The sequence below is a fragment of the Salarchaeum japonicum genome (genome assembly GCF_020614395.1).
GTDB classification, from domain to species: Archaea; Halobacteriota; Halobacteria; order Halobacteriales; family Halobacteriaceae; genus Salarchaeum; species Salarchaeum japonicum.
The window spans coordinates 2,028,663-2,044,432 of sequence record NZ_CP085324.1; the positions used below are offsets into that span (position 1 = coordinate 2,028,663).

Genomic DNA, 15,770 nt, shown 5'->3' on the forward strand with positions numbered 1-15,770 from the left:
GGCGACCCAGCGCGCGCCCCAAACCCGGGAAAACCGCGCGCACACCCGAATATACAGACCGAAGAATAGTGTTGCCACTCCGCCGCGGGCCGTCTTAGCCTGGCGTCACGTCACCCGCGCCGCCCGCTCGCCGCCGCTCTCGCTCCGCCCACGCCTCCCAGTCCACGTCCTCTGCCTCCCGCCGCGCCTTCGCGTTCCGCGCGTCCTCCGCGCGTTGTGCGGCGGTTTGTAGCGAGTCCACGACACTCCAGGTATCCCGCACCCGTCGGTGCTCGCCGTCCGCTCGCGTGTACGACACCGTCAGGTGGCGCACCGGCTCGTCGTGCGTCTGTTCCCAGGCGAGCGCGAGCTGCCGCAGCATCGACCGCTCGTCCGCCGCGTCCGTCGGCTTGTAGTGGACTTCAACGCGCGTCTCGTGGTCGTACTCACCCGGCCGAACGGCCGCGTTGTACTCGCGTCGCCACCGACTCCACGCGTCCGCGGTGTCGCCGCGCTCGGCCGCCTGCGCCACCTGCATCGCCGCGCTCCCAACCGTCTCCCGGAAGTTCTGTTCCGCCGCCTGCACCCGCGACAGGAGTTCCTGCTGCACGTGCTTCGAGGTAAACTCAAGCTGGCCGTACGTGTGCTCGATGAGGTCGCCCAACCGGTCAACGACCCGGCGCACCGTCCGGTAGCTGTACCCGGTCTTCTCGGCCGCGTCGGCCGGGGAGACCTCGCCGCCGTCCGCGAGCAAGGTGTCTACGACGGCGCGGTCGGACTCCTCCATCTCACCCCACAGCCGGGTGACGGCCGCCGTCTGTGCGTCTTCGACCTCGGGGAGTGGGTCGTCGTAGAGCCGGAGCGAGCGCTCGATCTCCTCGCCGGCCGCGAAGTACGCATCACTCACCCACTGCTCGCCGCCGCGGAGCGAGAGGCCGGCCCACTCCACCATGTTGAACAGGGTTTCGTCGAGTTCGTGGAGGAGGTCGCTGGTGTCGAACTCGTCGGGGTGGTCCCAGCGCACGGTGCGATTCGTGATGCTGGACTGGTAGGCGACCTCGAATTTCGGATGGTAGCCGAACTCGTCCGGGTCGTACGTCTGCGGGTCTCTCATGTAGTAGTGCTTCGCCTCGAAGCCAACGCGGTGCCCGCGGAGCAGGTCGCTCGCCCGCTCGTCTGTGACCATGGCGGCGACGTGGTCGCCGGGCCGTTCGCGGTGGTCCTCGGTGTGTTTCCGATACCCCGACCGGTCGGAGACGAGCACGTCGTGACACCGACTAATCGGGCCGGACGCGGCGTACAACGGCCCACTCTTCGCGCGGTCGGGGCGCACGTAGAGCGCGCAGTCCGAGACGTGGCTAATCGGGTGTGGGTCCATCGTGTACCGCGGGTCGATATCGAAGCTCGTCAAGACGGTGCGCGCGAGGTCGAGGTACTTCTCCGGGTCGATATTGCTCGCCTGTGCGCGGACGGAGACGTATGGGCCGCCGAGGTCGGGGACGCTCGGGGTGTCGTACTCGGAGAGGCTGTCGAGGTCGGGCCACCGCGGGCGGAGCGTAAGCGTGCCGCCGCGGACGCGCTGGCTGTTGTCGGCGCGCTCGCCATCGTACGTGCTGTCCTGAGCGACGAAGTAGAACTGGAATTCCCGGACCTGTTCGAGCTGGAACTCGGGTGGGGCGGTATCGGGGTCGAGGCCGCCGGTGTAGTAGTCGAAGCAGGCGGCCCACTCCTCGCCGTCGAACCGGAACGACTCGGTGGGCTTCCCCTCGGTTTGCCAGTCCTCGCCGTGGTCTTTGTAGACCGAGTCGGCGGCGTAGTAGAGGCCGAGCCCGTGGTCGTCGCGGTGTGTCGCGCCGAAGTGCCAAGTCACGTCGAACTCGTGGGCCTGGGGGCGGACAGTTTCGACGTGCGCCATCACGACCCCCCGAGTTTTGCGTCAGCCCGCGCGAGCAGATTCCCGACGGTTCCAGGCGCGCGGTCAGTCCGACGAGCGTACTCCCGAACGCCGGAGTCGCCCTGGCGGATAGCCTGGTAGGCGTCGCGTTCCGCCTCGGTGAGTTCGTCGAGCGACGGCCCGGCGAACGTCGCGAGCGTCGCCTGTTCTCGTCCCGTCATTCGGGCTTCACCTCGTAGGAATAGGCGAGTTCACCGCGGACTTCGTGGCCGTACTTGTCGGCGTGCTGGGCGGCGACACCTTGTGCGTTGTTCGCCTCTAACTGCCAGTCACAGTCTTCGCAGAAGGCTCGCGCGAACACCATCCACTGCTCGACATCACTCATCCTGACCACCCCAGAGGCCGCGGCACGGCCGACAGAGCGCCACGCGTTCGTCCCGGTCGGGGAGGCGGACGCGCCGGCAGTCGGGGCCGTCCGCGCTGCACATGGCGCACGCGTCGGCGCTGGGGGCGTCGTCGGCGACCTGTTCCCAGTAGTCCTGCCGGCGGGCTTCAGCGCCGCCGTCGGTTCGGAGCTGGGAAGCGCGGACGAACTCCTGGGTCACGGCAACCACCCCGCGGCTTCGACGGCCGCCCGAATCGCCGGCTTCGCCGTGGGCGCGTAGATCGCCGTGCGAATCACGCCGTCACGAACCGGGAGCACGACGCGGGTGGTGGGGTCGTAGCGCGCACGCTCGCCGTGGAGCCACCCGCCGCCTGGAATCTCGTGGGCCTGTCGCCAGGCGTCCTCGATAGTGGGCGCGAGGTGGAGCGCGTCGGCACGCCGCAGGTACTTCTCCTCGGCGTGCTCGGTCACCGCGACGTTCACCGTTGGACACCTCCGAAGAGCGGGGCGTCGTGGCCGGGTGCGATTTCGCCCGCGGGCGTGAGGCCGGCGTCCTCGGGGTCGTGTTCGTCGAGAAGGTGCTTCCAGCGCGGCTCGTTAGGCTGGAAGTCGTGGCCGCAGAACGGACAGGAAACGAGGGTGTGGACGCGTCTGCCGCGTGAGTACCGGGTCGTCTGGATACTCACGCAGACCACCCCCGGTTTCCTTCGGGTGAATCACGGGAGGGCGTCGGCCCGGATTTGTACCGGGAATCCACTCGGTTCTGAGCGGTGTTCGTTACGGTTGCGTGTAGAACGAAGGTTGTGGAGAGAAGGCCGGAGATGTGGCTCTCCGGGATAGTTCGACGGGAAGAACGGGGGTAGTGGACTCGCTGGGATTTGAACCCAGGGCCTCTTCCTTGCGAAGGAAGCGATCTACCACTGATCTACGAGCCCGCGTGTTTGTGTGGAGTGGCGGCGCGAATTTGTACCTTGCGCTTTCCGGTGACTGGGGGGACGCGAACGCCGTGGCTGTTCGGTGTGAAAAACGGGAGAGAGTAGAGTCGCGTGAGAGCCGCTCAGTGAGAAGCGCGAGGCGCTTCTTAGTCTTCCAGAACGATTTCGATGCTGACGTCGTTCGGGACCTGGATGCGCATGAGCTGTCGGAGCGCGCGTTCGTCCGCGTCGATGTCGATGAGACGCTTGTGGACGCGCATCTCCCAGTGTTCCCACGTTGCCGTCCCTTCACCGTCGGGGGACTTCCGCGAGGGGATTTCGAGGGTTTTCGTGGGGAGCGGAACCGGCCCGCTGAGGTTAACGCCGGTCTTCTCCGCGATCTCTCGGACATCTGCGCAGATGTCGTCGAGGTCGTCGGGGCTGACACCGGCGAGGCGAACGCGTGCCTGTTGCATGCGTTAGTTAGGCCTCGTTGACGTCGAGGACCTTGCCGGCCGCGATGGTCTGACCCATGTCGCGGACCGCGAAGGAGCCGAGTTCCGGAATCTCGGAGGACGGCTCGATGCTGAGGGGCTTCTGCGGGCGGACGGTGACGACCGCGGCGTCGCCGGACTGGATGAAGTCCGGGTTCTCCTCGGCGACCTCGCCGCTCGCGGGATCCATCTTCTTGTCGATGGATTCGATGGTACACGCGACCTGCGCCGTGTGCGCGTGGAAGACGGGCGTGTAGCCGGCCGTGATGACGGACGGGTGCTGCATCACGACGACCTGCGCCGTGAACGTCTCCGCGACCGTCGGCGGTTCGTCGGCGGGGCCACAGACGTCACCGCGGCGGATGTCGTCCTTGCCGATGCCGCGGACGTTGAATCCGACGTTGTCACCGGGCTCGGCGCTCGGGACTTCCTCGTGGTGCATCTCGATGGTCTTGACCTCGCCACCGACGTCAGACGGCTGGAAGCTGACGTTGTCGCCCGTGTTCATCGTCCCGGTCTCGATACGTCCGACGGGGACGGTACCGATGCCGGAGATGGTGTAGACGTCCTGAATCGGGAGGCGCAGCGGCGCGTCCGTCGGCGGCTGCGGCTCCGGCAGGCTGTTGAGGGCCTCGAGGAGGGTTTCGCCGTCGTACCACGGCGTGTTCTCGGAGGCTTCCGAGACGTTGTCGCCCTCGAAGGCGGACGTCGGGATGAAGGACGCGTCTTCCGTGTTGAACTGAACCTGCTTGAGGAGGTCCTGGACGTCGGAGACGACCTGCTTGTAGGTGTCCTCCTTGTAGTCGACGACGTCCATCTTGTTGACGGCGACGATGAGTTCGTCGATACCGAGGGTGCGCGCGAGGAAGACGTGCTCGCGGGTCTGGGGCGCGACACCGTCGTCGGCGGCGACGACGAGAACGGCGTTGTCGGCCTGGGACGCGCCCGTGATCATGTTCTTGACGAAGTCGCGGTGGCCCGGACAGTCGACGATGGTGAAGTAGTAATCGTCGGTGTCGAACTCCTGGTGGGCGATGTCGATGGTGACACCGCGCTCACGCTCTTCCGCGAGGTTGTCCATGACGTAGGCGAACTCGAATCCGCCCTTGCCCTTCTCCTCGGCTTCTTCCTTGTGCTGTTCGATGACGTGCTCGGGCACGCTCCCCGTCTCGTAGAGGAGTCGCCCGACCATCGTGCTCTTCCCGTGGTCGACGTGGCCGATGACGGCCAGGTTCTGGTGCGGTTTGTCGCTCATGGTCAGGATTCGCGCGTAAGTGCGCTCTGTGCGTTTTATTCGCCTGATTCGGTTAAAACCATTTCGGAATCCCCTTAGCCGCATCCCCGCGCCGTCCGGCGATTAGTGGGAACGTGTGCCGTGCCAGACTGTCCCACTCAGTCGAGTCGCGTGACGTCCGCCAGCACCGCGGTCGCGGTCTCCGGACCGCCCGCCCCCGCCCCGCTGAGGTTCAACCGCCCGGCGTGCTCCGTGTCGAGCTGGACGATGTTCTCCGTCCCAGTCACCGCGAGCGGGTCGTTCTCCGGAACCAGGCGCGGGCCGACCCGGATATCGCCGGTCGCCGTGACCTCGCCGATGAGGCGAACCGTCCGGCCGTCCTCCGCGGCGACCTCCAGCGCGCTCCCCGGGAAGTCCTCAATGCCTTCCACGTCCACGTCCGCGAGCGAGTACCCGCCGCCGTGGATGACGTTCGCGAGAATCGCGCCCTTGAGCGCGGCGTCCGTCCCGTCCACGTCGAACGACGGGTCGGCCTCCGCGACCCCGAGGTCTTGGGCCTCCGCGAGCACGTGCTCGTACCCCAGGCCGTCCGCGCTCATCCGGGAGAGCACGAAGTTCGCGGTGCCGTTGAGCACGCCGCGCACGGCGTTCACGCGCTCCGCGCCGACGCCCTCGATGGTGGAGAGCACGGGAATCGTGCCGGCGACGGTCGCCTCGAACCGCAACTCGCCCGCGCTCGCCTCCGCGAGCGCGACCACGTCGTCGTAGCGCTCGGCGACCGGGCCCTTGTTCGCGAGCACGACGTGCTTGTCCCGCTCGAACGCCGCCTCGACGTGCTCGAACCCGGGATGGGCGTCCCCGAGCGTCGTCGGCGTCGCCTCCACGAGCGCGTCGTACTCGGCGGCGAGCGCGTCCGACGGGTCGGACTCGCCGACCGACCCGACGCGCTCCTTGTGCGCGAGCGCGCCGTCCACGTCGATTCCATCGCTATCGACGACGGCACCGGTGGAGTCCGCGAACGCGGTCACCGTGTGCCCGTACTCGCTCGCCAGCCGCGCCGTGGACGCGCCGACCGCGCCCGCGCCGAGGACGCACAGCCGCATTCAGGCCACCCCCGCGAACGGCGCGACCACGCGCAGTCCCTTCTCGTCCGCGATGTCGCGAACGGCGTCGAGCGTCCGCTCCACCGACCCGGACTCGACCGCGAGGCGGACGCGCGCGCTGGAGCGCTCGCTCGTCCCCTCCTCCGAGGTCAGCGAGAAGTCCGTCACGCTCGCATTCGCCTCCGATTCGAGCCGGGAGAGCGTATCGGAGAGGTCGGTGTCGATGAGGTGGCCGGCGACGATGACCGTCACCTCCTCGCCGTACTCCTCCGTCCCCGCCTGCGTGACGTTCACGCCGTTCTCCCGGAGCGCGGCGACGATGTCGTCGAACTGGCCCGCGGTACACTCCAAGTCCACTTCGACCGGGATGTGGCCGCGCGGCGTGACGTGCCCGCGCTCGTGGAACACGCTCAGAAGATTTCCGCCGTTCTCCGCGATGGGCTGGAGCGCCGCGAGGAGTTCGCCCGGTTCGTCCACGAGTTCGAGGCGAACCGTGTGCGCCTGCCGCGCCGCGTCCTCACTCACGCCCACCACCCCGTGCAGTCAGGATGACTGTAATTGTCGACACGAAGCCCGATACTGGTGGCTCCGCGTCGATACGGCTCGCAGCAACCCTGCCTGCGTGCATACCCACTCCTCACAGCCCTGTCCGGTATAAGCCTTCGGCAGGGGTCGAAATTGCCGGACGCTGCGGCGGAGCCACGAACTACGTTCAACCAGACTCACTACACCGACTCGATTCGGGAACCCAAAGAAAGGGCGGTGTGAGACTCAGAGCGCTTCGTCGGCGTACTCGGCGAACAGATAGACGACGAGCGGTCTTGCGTCAGACCTCCGGTCTGACTACGTCACACTCGCTTCGCTCGCGTGACCGATAGAGCCCGGTGGTGAGGCGATTCGCTCGCTCGCGTAGCGAGCGAGTTTTTTGGTGCAGATTTTTTGCGCGAGAGGTTCGCGAAGCGAACCCGAGCGGAAAAAAGGTGCGTTTAGAAGTAGTCGATGCTCTCGGGGAGCTCGGTCTTCATGCCCTTGCGCTCTCGAATTTCCGTGATCTTCTCGGGCTGGAGGTTGTCGGAGAGCACGCGGAACCCGGCGTTCTCGGTGTTCCAGGACGCACGCCCCTCGGTCGCGGAGCGGATGTCGCTGGAGAACCCGATCATCTCCTCGACGGGCGCGATACCCTCGACGACCATCAGGTCGCCTTCCTGGTACATGTCGTCGACGCGGCCGCGACGGCCCTGAATCTCGCCGGACGCGGCACCCATGTGTTCGCTCGGAACGTCGATGCGGACGTCCTGAATGGGTTCGAGGAGTTTGACCTGCGCGTCGATGAGGGAGCGGTGCACGGCGTCACGCACTGCGGGGATGACCTGTGCGGGGCCGCGGTGGATGGCGTCCTCGTGGAGGCGAGCGTCGTGCAGGCGGAACAGCGCGCCCTGCACGGGCTCGTTCGCGAGCGGGCCGTTGTCGAGGGCTTCCTGCAGGCCTTCGAGGACGAGTTCCATCGTCTCGTTCAGGTGCTGGATACCCTTCGTGTCGTCGATGAAGATGTTCGTCTTGTGGATCTCCTCGACGTTCTGCGTGGTGTCCTTGTCCATCCCGAGTTCCTGGAGCGCCTCGCGGCGTTCCTGCTCGGGCATGTCCATGGAGACCTCGCCGAGCTGGATGGCGTCGACGATGTCCTGCGCGAGCGGTTCGACGGTGATGTAGAACCGGTTGTGGTTGTTCGGGGAGCGTCCCTCGACCTCGCGGGACTCCTGGGTCGGGGCTTCGCGGTAGACGACGATGGGTTCGCCCGTGATGACCGGGATGCCCTGGTTGCGCTCGATGCGCTGGGTGATGACTTCGAGGTGGAGTTCACCCTGACCGCTGACGAGGTGTTCGCCGGTGTCCTCGTTGATCTCGATCTGGATGGTGGGGTCTTCCTTCGCGACCTGCTGGAGCGTCTCGATGAGCTTCGGCAGGTCGTCCATGTTCTGCGCCTCGATGGACTTCGTGATGACGGGCTCCGAGATGTGTTCGATGGACTCGAACGGCGTCATCTCCACGCTGGAGACGGTGGAGCCGGCGATGGCGTCCTTCAGGCCGGTGACGGCGGCGATGTTCCCGGCGGGAACGCGGTCGACTTCCTCGCGCTCGCCACCCATGTAGATACCGACGGACTGCACGCGGTTCGTGCTCGCGGTGCCGGAGACGTGGAGGTCTTGGCCCTTCTCCAGCGTCCCGGAGAACACGCGACCGGCGGCGATTTCGCCCGCGTGGGGGTCGACGCCGATGTCCGTCACCATCAGGACGACTTCGCCGTCGGGGTTCACGTCACGCATGTCCACGGCGAGGTCGGACTCCGCGTCGCCGCGCCAGATGGTGGGGATACGGCGGGGCTGGGCTTCGATGGGGTTCGGGAAGTGCTCCGCGACCATGTCCAGGACGACGTCCGCGAGCGGCGTGCGGTCGTGGAGTTCCTGGCGCTTGTCGTTGCGTTCGAGCTCGATGATGTCGCCGAAGTCGATGCCGGTACGCTGCATCGAGGGCATGGAGACGCCCCACTTGTAGAGCGCGGACCCGAACGCGACCGTGCCGTCCTCGACGCTGACCGTCCAGTCGTCGATGTCGTCGCGGTCTTCGGTCATCCCGCGGATGAGCTCGTTCACGTCGTTGATGACGTCGAGGAGGCGCTCCTGCATCTCCTGGGGGCCTTCCTGGAGCTCGCTGATGAGGCGGTCGACCTTGTTGATGAACAGCGTCGGCTTCACGCCCTCGCGGAGCGCCTGCCGGACGACCGTCTCGGTCTGCGGCATCGCGCCCTCGACGGCGTCCACGACGACGAGCGCGCCGTCGACCGCACGCATCGCACGCGTCACGTCGCCACCGAAGTCGACGTGGCCGGGCGTGTCGATGAGGTTCACGAGGTGGTTCGTGCCCTCGTACTCGTGCGTCATGGAGACGTTCGCGGCGTCGATGGTGATACCGCGCTCCTGTTCGTCCTCCTCGGTGTCCATCGCGAGCTGCTGGCCCGCGGTCTCGTCCGAAATCATCCCCGCGCCGGCGAGGAGGTTGTCGGTGAGGGTCGTCTTCCCGTGGTCGACGTGGGCGGCGATGGCGATGTTCCGGATGTTCTCCGGTTCGTCCATCAGCCGCTCACACTGTTCGACGATCTTCTTGCGTCGGCCCATTATGGAGGATTATACCGGTAGCGGGTTCAAAAGGGTAGTGTTTCTCCGCGAGGAAGCCGTCTCCGTACGGTATCGGCTATCACAGCAGACCCCGCGGGGGGCGCAAGAGCCTTATCCGAGCATCCCGTGCTAACAAGGTACATGGATGTTCTCGTGCAAGGCGCGGGTCCGACCGCGCCCTTTCTCGGCGCCCGCGACGTCTTCGAGATAGACCACGACCTCGACAAGCCCGTGCACGTCCACGTGCGCGAGAACCCGGACGAGCGCACGTGGGCGGGCCACCACGACGACCACCACGTCCTCAACATCTCCCGGAAGGCCGCCACGTCCGCGATGGCGCGCGAACTCGCGCTCCACGAGTACTCGCACATGCGCCGCCACGAGGAAGGCCACCCCTCGCACACGCTCTCGATGGACGAAGTCCTCTTCCTCGCGCTCCCCGGCCGACAGGTCGAACAGCGCGTGCTCACGCAGTGCTACCAGCTCGCGAACCACGCGAAAGACATCTACGCGGACGACATCACGCTCAGCGTCGGCCCGACCGACAAACTCGCCGCGTTCCTCGAATCCGAACTCGCCGCCGCCGTCAGCGACCGCCCCAGCCCGAACCGGGACGGCCACCGCATCACCGCCGGCGCGGACACCGAGATGACCGCCGTGAACGCCGCGTTCGCGCTCGCGCTCCTGGAGCGCCACGACGCCATCAGCCCGACCAGCCGGCTCTACGACCTCGCGCACGCGGCCGACGAGGACACCCCGCACGTGAGCGTCGACGAGTTCCGCGACCGGTTCGCGTCCTTCGCCGACGACCCCGACCAGTCCACGTACCGCCGCGAACTCGTCGACCTCGTCCGCGCGTACGTCGACAGCCAGCCCAGCACGAACGGCCCCGCCGCCGACTGAGCCGTCGCTACCGAACGAGAGAAACGAAAGAAAACCCCGCGTTAGCGTGCCGCCGCCGCGACGCGCTCCTTCTCCTCCTTCTGACTGACGGCGTACGTCTGCACGTCGTAGTCAGCCGCGCCGAGAAGCTGTTCCGCGAGCGCGTCCGCCGCGCTCGTCGAGGTCTTGAAGGACGCGGAGTACATGCCGTCCGCGATGAACTTCAGGGCCTGGTCGACGCGGCGCTGGGGCGCGACGTCGACGGCCTTCGGCACCGAGATACCGCCGTACTTCAGGCGAACCGTCTCCTCGCGGGGCGCGGCGTTCTCGACCGCGCGCACGAGCACCTGCACGGGGTTCTCCTCCGTGCGCTCGTGAATCGTGTCGAACGCCTCGCGCACGATCTTGAGCGCTTTCTGCTTCTTCCCCGTGTTCTCCTCCGTCTGCATCAGACGGTTCGTGAGGCGCTCCACGATGGAGATCTCGCTCTTCTTGAACTGCTTGTTCGCGTGGCGACCCATCGTGTGCGCGATGGGCGTCACGGTGATGTACCGCCGCGTGCTCGGGTCGCGGTACTGGATGTCCGTGACGTCCCACTTGCCGAAGAGTTCGGCGTTCGCCTCCGCTTCCTCGCTACCCGCGGGCGTCTCGGGTTCGGGTGCTTCGCTGCTCATCGTACCGGTTTCTCCGCGTTCCCGCGAACGAGTTCGATCATCGAGACACCGTTCACCTTCTCGACCTTGTAGTTCACGCCGGAGAGGTCGCCCATCGCACGACCCTTCGCACCGCCGATACCGGCGATGGTGACTTCGTCGTGCTCGTCGATGAACGAGATAGCGCCGTCACCGGGACAGAACGCGGTGACCTGCTTCCCGTTCTTGATGAGCTGCACCCGAACACACTTCCGAATCGCGGAGTTCGGCTGCTTCGCTTCGATACCAACCTTCTCCAGGACGATGCCGCGACCCTGCGGCGCGCCCTCGAGCGGGTCGGACTTCGACCGGAGCCCGCGCTCTCGCCGCGCGTAATCCGAGTCGGACCACCGCTGGCTCTGGCGGTCCTTCTTCAGCTTACGGGCGGCATACTTGCCGTTAGCCATAGGGATGGATTACGGAGGCAAATACTTAAATTCGGCCTTTCGCGTTCACGCGCGTGGTACGCGTGAACATGGAAGACCGGGCGCTCAGGTCAGCTGGATGTCGTCGATGTCGTAGTGGCGCTTCGCGAGCGTCTTCGCGAGTTCGATGTTGTGTCCGGCTTCGCCGATGGCGACGCCGCGGTCTTCGTGCGCGACCTCGGCGTACGCGACCGTGTCCCGGTTCTCGCTGATGGTGACGTTGTAGACGGCGGCGGGGCTGAGGGCGTTCGCGACGAACCCCTCGGGCGTGGGCGCGTCCTCCACGAGTTTGACGTCCCGGCCGAGTTCGTCCTCGACGCGTTCGACGTTCCGGCCGCCGGGGCCGATGGCGCTCCCGATTTCGCCCGCTTTGACGACGAAGACGACGCGGTCGTGGTCGTCGTCGACGAGGCAGTCGACGGCCGTGGTGTCCGTGACCTCCTCGAACGCGACGATGCACTGCCGGGCTTCGTCGGAGAGCGTGACCGTCATCAGTCGGACTTAGACCCCATGCGGAGGTCGACGTCGCCGGTGCCGAGTTTGACCGGTTTCCCGACGATGACGTTCTCGATGACGCCGTCGAGGTCGTCCGCTTCGCCGTAGATGGCGGCGTCGAGGAGGTGGTTGACCGTGACCTCGAACGCCGCGCGGGCGAGCACGGAGTCCTTGTTCCCGCTGATGCCGTGCCGGCCGATGGACTGGATGGTGCCGTCGTTCGTCATGATGTCCGCGACCAGCATCAGGTGGCGGATGTTCACGTCGCCCAGCCCCTGTTCTTCGAGGGTGTCCATCGTCTCGTTGATGATGGCTTCTCGCGCGGCCTCGATGCCGAGCGTCTTGTGAATCTCGTGGATGTTGTTACACGAGGTGCGCGTGGCGTCCACGCCGTCGATGCGGAGCACCTTCTTGAGCGCCGACCCCTCCGTGTAGAGGACGAACTCCTCGCCCTCCTCGGTGTCCTCCTTCCGGACGACGACGCGCGTGATGTCCTCGATTCCCTTGAACACCACGTCGCGGAGCTGTTCGACGAGCTGGAGGAGGTCGCGGTAGCTCGGCTCCTCGGGGCCGAATTCGAGGACGGTGCCCTGCTGGGTGACCTTCACGCCGAGGGAGTCCTCGATGATGTCCGCGATGTCGCCCGCGATCTCGTTCGTCGAGTCCATGGTCGGCCAGCGCTCCTGAAGCGTGTCCTCGTTCAGGTTGATGCTGACGATCATGTCCGCGACGTTCGTCGAGATGTCGCCGAGCGAGAGGATTTTCGTGGACTCGATGTTCCACACGACCTCGTGGGCTTTCTCGCGGTCGTCCCGGTGTTCCTCGTCCAGGTGGACGGTCATCACGGGCGTGTCCGGGTTCTTCCGGGCGTCCACGAGCTCGATGAGCCGCGGGAGGCCCTGGGTCACGTCCATCTCCGCGACGCCCGCGTAGTGGAACGTGTTCATCGTCATCTGGGTTCCGGGTTCCCCGATGGACTGCGCGCTCACCGTCCCGACGGGGTCGAGGGGGTCGACGCGCGTGTCCATGTACTGGGACTCGACGGCTTTCGCGATCTGTTCGGCCTGCTTGGTCGTGACGCCGTCACGGGATTCGATGGCGTCGTAGACCTCTTCTTTGAGCCGTCGCGGGAGACTGCGGTCTTCCACGGCGGCTTCGATGTCGTCGGTGATTTCGGTCATTAGTCGTCACCCTCCGCGAGCCAGGACTCGCCGTGTTCGGAGAGGTTCGTCGGCGGTTCCTTCTCGCCGAGGAACTCTTCGAGGTCCTCGTCGGTCTCGAACTCGGTTTCGAGGATGCGGTCAGCGACGTTCTCCACGTCGATGTCGGTGTCCTCGCTGGAGGACACGCGGACGGGACTGGTGCCGTCCTCGCCGAACTCGAACTGGACGATGGTGTCCGAGGTGTCCCGGACCGTGCCGTCGTACTGGGTTTCGAGTTCGCTGAGCGCGTTGATGAGGCGGCGCTGGAGGTAGCCGGACTTCGACGTCCGAACCGCCGTGTCCACGAGGCCCTCGCGGCCGCCCATCGCGTGGAAGAAGAACTCCGTCGGCGTCAGGCCGTCCGCGTACGAGTTCTCCACGAAGCCGTGGGCTTCCGCGGAGAGTTCGTTCTCGGGGTAGTGGCTGAGCGTGCGGTTCTCGTACCCGCGGTTGATGCGTTCACCACGGACTGCCTGCTGGCCGACCATGCCGGCCATCTGCGTGAGGTTCAACATTCCACCACGCGCGCCGGATTCGGCCATGACGACGGCGGGATTGTCGTCGTCGAAGTCGTCCTCCGCGATGTCGCCCGCGGAGTCACGCGCCTTCGAGAGCGTCTGCATGATCTTCATTTCGAGCGTCTCGTCGACGGTGCGGCCGGGCAGGCTTTCGAGGTCGCCGTTCTCGTACGTCTCGATGAGTTCCTGCACGCGGTCGTACGCGTTCTCGACGGACTCGTCGATGCGGTCGCGGGCCTCCGAGCTAATCGTCTCGTCGTCGATGCCGATACTGAACCCGAAGTGCATGATGGCGCGCATCGCGAGCGCCGCAATCTCGTTGATGAAGATGCGCGAGCGCGTGTTCCCGTACACCTTCGTGATGGTGTCGACGATCTCGCTCCCGAACTCGCCGACCTCGTCCTCGGCGATGGTGCCCTCGACGAGCTGGCCGTCCTCGATGACGACCTGATCGCCGGTGGTGCCCGTGAATTCGAGGTTGAGGTCGTCGGGGAGGAGTTCGCTGAACAGCTGGCGGCCCGTCCAGTAGGGCGTGCCGTCCTCCTCCTCGCCCGCCGGTTCGGGGAGTTCGGTGATGCGGGTCTCCCGCAGGAGGTCGAGCGCCTGCGTCTCGTTGAACGACGGGTTGTCGTTCGTCAACAGGTACATCCCGCTGATGTGGTCTTGAATCGCGCCGATGATGTTCTCGCCGAACCGCGGGCTGAGAATCTGCTCCTGCACGCGCATCAGCACGCGCGCCTCCGCGCGGGCTTCCTCGTTCTGGAGGGCGTGCATGTTCATCTCGTCGCCGTCGAAGTCAGCGTTGTACGGCGGACACACAACCGTGTTGAGGCGGAACGTCTTGTACGGCATCACGACGACTTCGTGCGCCATGATGCTCATCCGGTGGAGGCTGGGCTGGCGGTTGAAGATGATGATGTCGCCGTCGATGAGGTGGCGCTGCACCTCCCAGCCGGGTCCGACGCGTTCCGCGAGTTCCTCACACACTTTCTCGGTGACGCGGACGCGGCGGCCGTCGGGCCGCTTCACGTAGTTCGCGCCCGGGTGCGTCTCGGGGCCGTTCCGGACGTACCGGCGGGCGCGTTCGATGTTCTGGTCGTTCACGACCATCGTCTGCGTCATCTCCGTCGCCACGCGGTCGGGCACGCCGACCTCGTTCAGGCTGAGCGTCGGGTCGGGGCTGATGACGGTACGCGCGCTGAAGTTCACGCGCTTCCCGGAGAGGCTGCCGCGGAACCGTCCTTCCTTGCCCTTGAGGCGCTGACTGAGCGTCTTGAGCGGGCGGCCGGAGCGGTGGCGGGCGGGCGGCGTCCCCGAAATCTCGTTGTCCATGAACGTCGTGACGTGGTACTGGAGGAGTTCCCAGAGGTCCTCGATGATGAGCTGGGGCGCGCCCGCTTCGCGGTTCTCCATGAACCGCTGGTTGATGCGGATGATGTCCACGAGCTTGTGCGTCAGGTCGTCCTCGCTACGCTGGCCGTTGTCCAGCGTGATCGAGGGACGCGCCGTGACCGGCGGCACGGGAAGGACGGTGAGAATCATCCACTCGGGACGGCTGTGTTCGGCGTCCACGCCGAGCACTTCGAGATCTTCGTTCGGGATGTCCTCGAACCAGTCCCGGATGTCCGAGGGCATGAGCTTGTTCATGTCCTCGGTGGTGAGGTCCGTGCCGAGCGCCTTCTCCAGCGCCTCGCGGTCTTCGCGCCGCGGCCGGAACTCCCCGCTGAGGATGTCGTTGATGCGGGAGAGGTCGACGCCGGACTCGTCCGCGAGCTCCTGGGGACTGATGGCGTCCGCGTCTTCTTCCTCCTCGTCGGGCTGCATCGCGGACGCGATGCGCTCGGGGTAATCGGAGGCCAGCACCTGCTGGACCTCGTAGTACGTCGTGGGTTTCTCGTGTTTCACGTCGTACTGGACTTCCCCGCAGTGCGGACAGTGCGACTTCTTCCGGGCCTCCCGGATGGCGTTCTTCGTCACGTCCGAAACGTCCTCGCGGAGGCTGCGGGTGCGTTCCACGTCGCCGAGGAACTGCTCCTGTTCGTCCTCCGTGAGCAGGAGGTGACTGCACTCGCGACACGTCCCGCGGAGGAGGCGACGGATGAGCTTCGAGAACCCGACGTGGATGACGGGCGCGGCGAGTTCGATGTGGCCGAAGTGGCCGTTACACGACCCGGAGCGACCGCCGCAGGTCTTGCACTCCAGTCCGGGGTCGATGACGCCGAGACGCGGATCCATCAGCCCCATGTCGATGGGGAAGCCGTCGTCGTCGTACGTGTCGGCCGTGATGACCTTCGTCGCACTCATGTCCCGGTACTCCTCGGGATCCATCAGCCCGAAGCTGATTTCACCGATCTCCTTGGGTGATTGTCCTGCACTCATG

At 66.2% G+C, this 15,770-nt stretch carries 17 protein-coding genes and 1 tRNA gene; 1 reads left to right on the top strand and 17 read right to left on the bottom strand.

All coding sequences use genetic code 11. The features are described 5' to 3' along the window. Window positions 1-94: 94 nt before the first annotated feature. From LI334_RS11380 to LI334_RS11435, 12 genes are all read right to left on the bottom strand, one after another. A complete protein-coding gene (locus LI334_RS11380) occupies window positions 95-1,894 on the bottom strand; it encodes a helix-turn-helix transcriptional regulator (protein ID WP_227260947.1) in 1,800 nt (599 codons plus the stop codon). After that, entirely contained in the window at window positions 1,894-2,094 is a 201-nt protein-coding gene (locus tag LI334_RS11385) for a sigma-70 region 4 domain-containing protein (protein ID WP_227260948.1), read from the bottom strand. Before LI334_RS11385 ends, LI334_RS11380 begins: the two co-directional genes overlap by 1 nt. Then, entirely contained in the window at window positions 2,091-2,258 is a 168-nt protein-coding gene (locus tag LI334_RS11390; RefSeq protein ID WP_227260949.1) for a hypothetical protein, read from the bottom strand. Before LI334_RS11390 ends, LI334_RS11385 begins: the two co-directional genes overlap by 4 nt. Next, the gene (locus LI334_RS11395; protein WP_227260950.1) at window positions 2,251-2,478 is read right to left on the bottom strand and encodes a hypothetical protein; all 228 of its coding nucleotides are present in this window, start codon (window positions 2,476-2,478) and stop codon (window positions 2,251-2,253) included. Before LI334_RS11395 ends, LI334_RS11390 begins: the two co-directional genes overlap by 8 nt. Beyond that, on the bottom strand, window positions 2,475-2,741 hold the full coding sequence (locus LI334_RS11400; RefSeq protein WP_227260951.1) for a hypothetical protein: 267 nt from the start codon (window positions 2,739-2,741) through the stop codon (window positions 2,475-2,477). Before LI334_RS11400 ends, LI334_RS11395 begins: the two co-directional genes overlap by 4 nt. Further along, window positions 2,738-2,944 (bottom strand): hypothetical protein, encoded by a 207-nt coding sequence (locus LI334_RS11405; protein WP_227260952.1) that lies wholly within the window; start codon window positions 2,942-2,944, stop codon window positions 2,738-2,740. The genes LI334_RS11400 and LI334_RS11405 overlap by 4 nt, the downstream gene beginning before the upstream one ends. Window positions 2,945-3,121: 177 nt before the next feature. After that, window positions 3,122-3,193 (bottom strand) — tRNA-Ala (locus tag LI334_RS11410). Window positions 3,194-3,339: 146 nt separating this feature from the next. Further along, window positions 3,340-3,648, bottom strand: coding sequence for a 30S ribosomal protein S10 (rpsJ, locus tag LI334_RS11415; protein ID WP_227260953.1), 309 nt, complete (start codon window positions 3,646-3,648; stop codon window positions 3,340-3,342). Between the two features lie 7 nt (window positions 3,649-3,655). Next, window positions 3,656-4,921, bottom strand: a complete 1,266-nt coding sequence (gene tuf / locus LI334_RS11420; RefSeq protein ID WP_227260954.1) for a translation elongation factor EF-1 subunit alpha — start codon at window positions 4,919-4,921, stop codon at window positions 3,656-3,658. 137 nt (window positions 4,922-5,058) lie between these two features. Beyond that, window positions 5,059-6,003: a homoserine dehydrogenase gene (locus tag LI334_RS11425; protein ID WP_227260955.1), complete on the bottom strand. Its 945-nt coding sequence runs from the start codon at window positions 6,001-6,003 to the stop codon at window positions 5,059-5,061. After that, a complete protein-coding gene (locus tag LI334_RS11430) occupies window positions 6,004-6,534 on the bottom strand; it encodes an amino acid-binding protein (RefSeq protein ID WP_406675860.1) in 531 nt (176 codons plus the stop codon). A gap of 455 nt (window positions 6,535-6,989) precedes the next feature. Further along, on the bottom strand, window positions 6,990-9,176 hold the full coding sequence (locus LI334_RS11435; RefSeq protein ID WP_227260957.1) for an elongation factor EF-2: 2,187 nt from the start codon (window positions 9,174-9,176) through the stop codon (window positions 6,990-6,992). Between the two features lie 141 nt (window positions 9,177-9,317). Between LI334_RS11435 and LI334_RS11440 the strand changes: the two genes are divergently transcribed. Continuing rightward, window positions 9,318-10,079 (top strand): DUF5781 family protein, encoded by a 762-nt coding sequence (locus tag LI334_RS11440; RefSeq protein ID WP_227260958.1) that lies wholly within the window; start codon window positions 9,318-9,320, stop codon window positions 10,077-10,079. A 41-nt stretch (window positions 10,080-10,120) separates the two neighbouring features. On the opposite strand, the gene LI334_RS11445 is transcribed toward LI334_RS11440, so the two are convergent. The 5 genes from LI334_RS11445 to LI334_RS11465 form a co-directional block, all read right to left on the bottom strand. Then, window positions 10,121-10,732 (bottom strand): 30S ribosomal protein S7, encoded by a 612-nt coding sequence (locus LI334_RS11445; RefSeq protein ID WP_227260959.1) that lies wholly within the window; start codon window positions 10,730-10,732, stop codon window positions 10,121-10,123. Beyond that, entirely contained in the window at window positions 10,729-11,157 is a 429-nt protein-coding gene (locus LI334_RS11450) for a 30S ribosomal protein S12 (protein WP_227260960.1), read from the bottom strand. The genes LI334_RS11445 and LI334_RS11450 overlap by 4 nt, the downstream gene beginning before the upstream one ends. Before the next feature lie 84 nt (window positions 11,158-11,241). After that, window positions 11,242-11,667, bottom strand: coding sequence for a NusA-like transcription termination signal-binding factor (locus LI334_RS11455; RefSeq protein WP_227260961.1), 426 nt, complete (start codon window positions 11,665-11,667; stop codon window positions 11,242-11,244). Continuing rightward, on the bottom strand, window positions 11,667-12,851 hold the full coding sequence (gene rpoA2, locus LI334_RS11460) for a DNA-directed RNA polymerase subunit A'' (protein WP_227260962.1): 1,185 nt from the start codon (window positions 12,849-12,851) through the stop codon (window positions 11,667-11,669). The genes LI334_RS11455 and rpoA2 overlap by 1 nt, the downstream gene beginning before the upstream one ends. Beyond that, window positions 12,851-15,769, bottom strand: a complete 2,919-nt coding sequence (locus LI334_RS11465; RefSeq protein WP_227260963.1) for a DNA-directed RNA polymerase subunit A' — start codon at window positions 15,767-15,769, stop codon at window positions 12,851-12,853. The genes rpoA2 and LI334_RS11465 overlap by 1 nt, the downstream gene beginning before the upstream one ends. Between the last annotated feature and the right edge of the window lies 1 nt (window position 15,770).

Excerpts from the sequence above, each read along its gene's own strand:
- LI334_RS11465 (WP_227260963.1), bottom strand. The coding sequence starts at position 15,769 with ATGAGTGCAGGACAATCACCCAAGGAGATCGGTGAAATCAGCTTCGGG.
- LI334_RS11435 (WP_227260957.1), bottom strand. The coding sequence starts at position 9,176 with ATGGGCCGACGCAAGAAGATCGTCGAACAGTGTGAGCGGCTGATGGAC.
- LI334_RS11450 (WP_227260960.1), bottom strand. The coding sequence starts at position 11,157 with ATGGCTAACGGCAAGTATGCCGCCCGTAAGCTGAAGAAGGACCGCCAG.
- LI334_RS11455 (WP_227260961.1), bottom strand. The coding sequence starts at position 11,667 with ATGACGGTCACGCTCTCCGACGAAGCCCGGCAGTGCATCGTCGCGTTC.
- rpsJ (WP_227260953.1), bottom strand. The coding sequence starts at position 3,648 with ATGCAACAGGCACGCGTTCGCCTCGCCGGTGTCAGCCCCGACGACCTC.
- LI334_RS11380 (WP_227260947.1), bottom strand. The coding sequence starts at position 1,894 with ATGGCGCACGTCGAAACTGTCCGCCCCCAGGCCCACGAGTTCGACGTG.
- tuf (WP_227260954.1), bottom strand. The coding sequence starts at position 4,921 with ATGAGCGACAAACCGCACCAGAACCTGGCCGTCATCGGCCACGTCGAC.
- rpoA2 (WP_227260962.1), bottom strand. The coding sequence starts at position 12,851 with ATGACCGAAATCACCGACGACATCGAAGCCGCCGTGGAAGACCGCAGT.
- LI334_RS11440 (WP_227260958.1), top strand. The coding sequence starts at position 9,318 with ATGGATGTTCTCGTGCAAGGCGCGGGTCCGACCGCGCCCTTTCTCGGC.
- LI334_RS11425 (WP_227260955.1), bottom strand. The coding sequence starts at position 6,003 with ATGCGGCTGTGCGTCCTCGGCGCGGGCGCGGTCGGCGCGTCCACGGCG.
- LI334_RS11445 (WP_227260959.1), bottom strand. The coding sequence starts at position 10,732 with ATGAGCAGCGAAGCACCCGAACCCGAGACGCCCGCGGGTAGCGAGGAA.
- LI334_RS11390 (WP_227260949.1), bottom strand. The coding sequence starts at position 2,258 with ATGAGTGATGTCGAGCAGTGGATGGTGTTCGCGCGAGCCTTCTGCGAA.
- LI334_RS11385 (WP_227260948.1), bottom strand. The coding sequence starts at position 2,094 with ATGACGGGACGAGAACAGGCGACGCTCGCGACGTTCGCCGGGCCGTCG.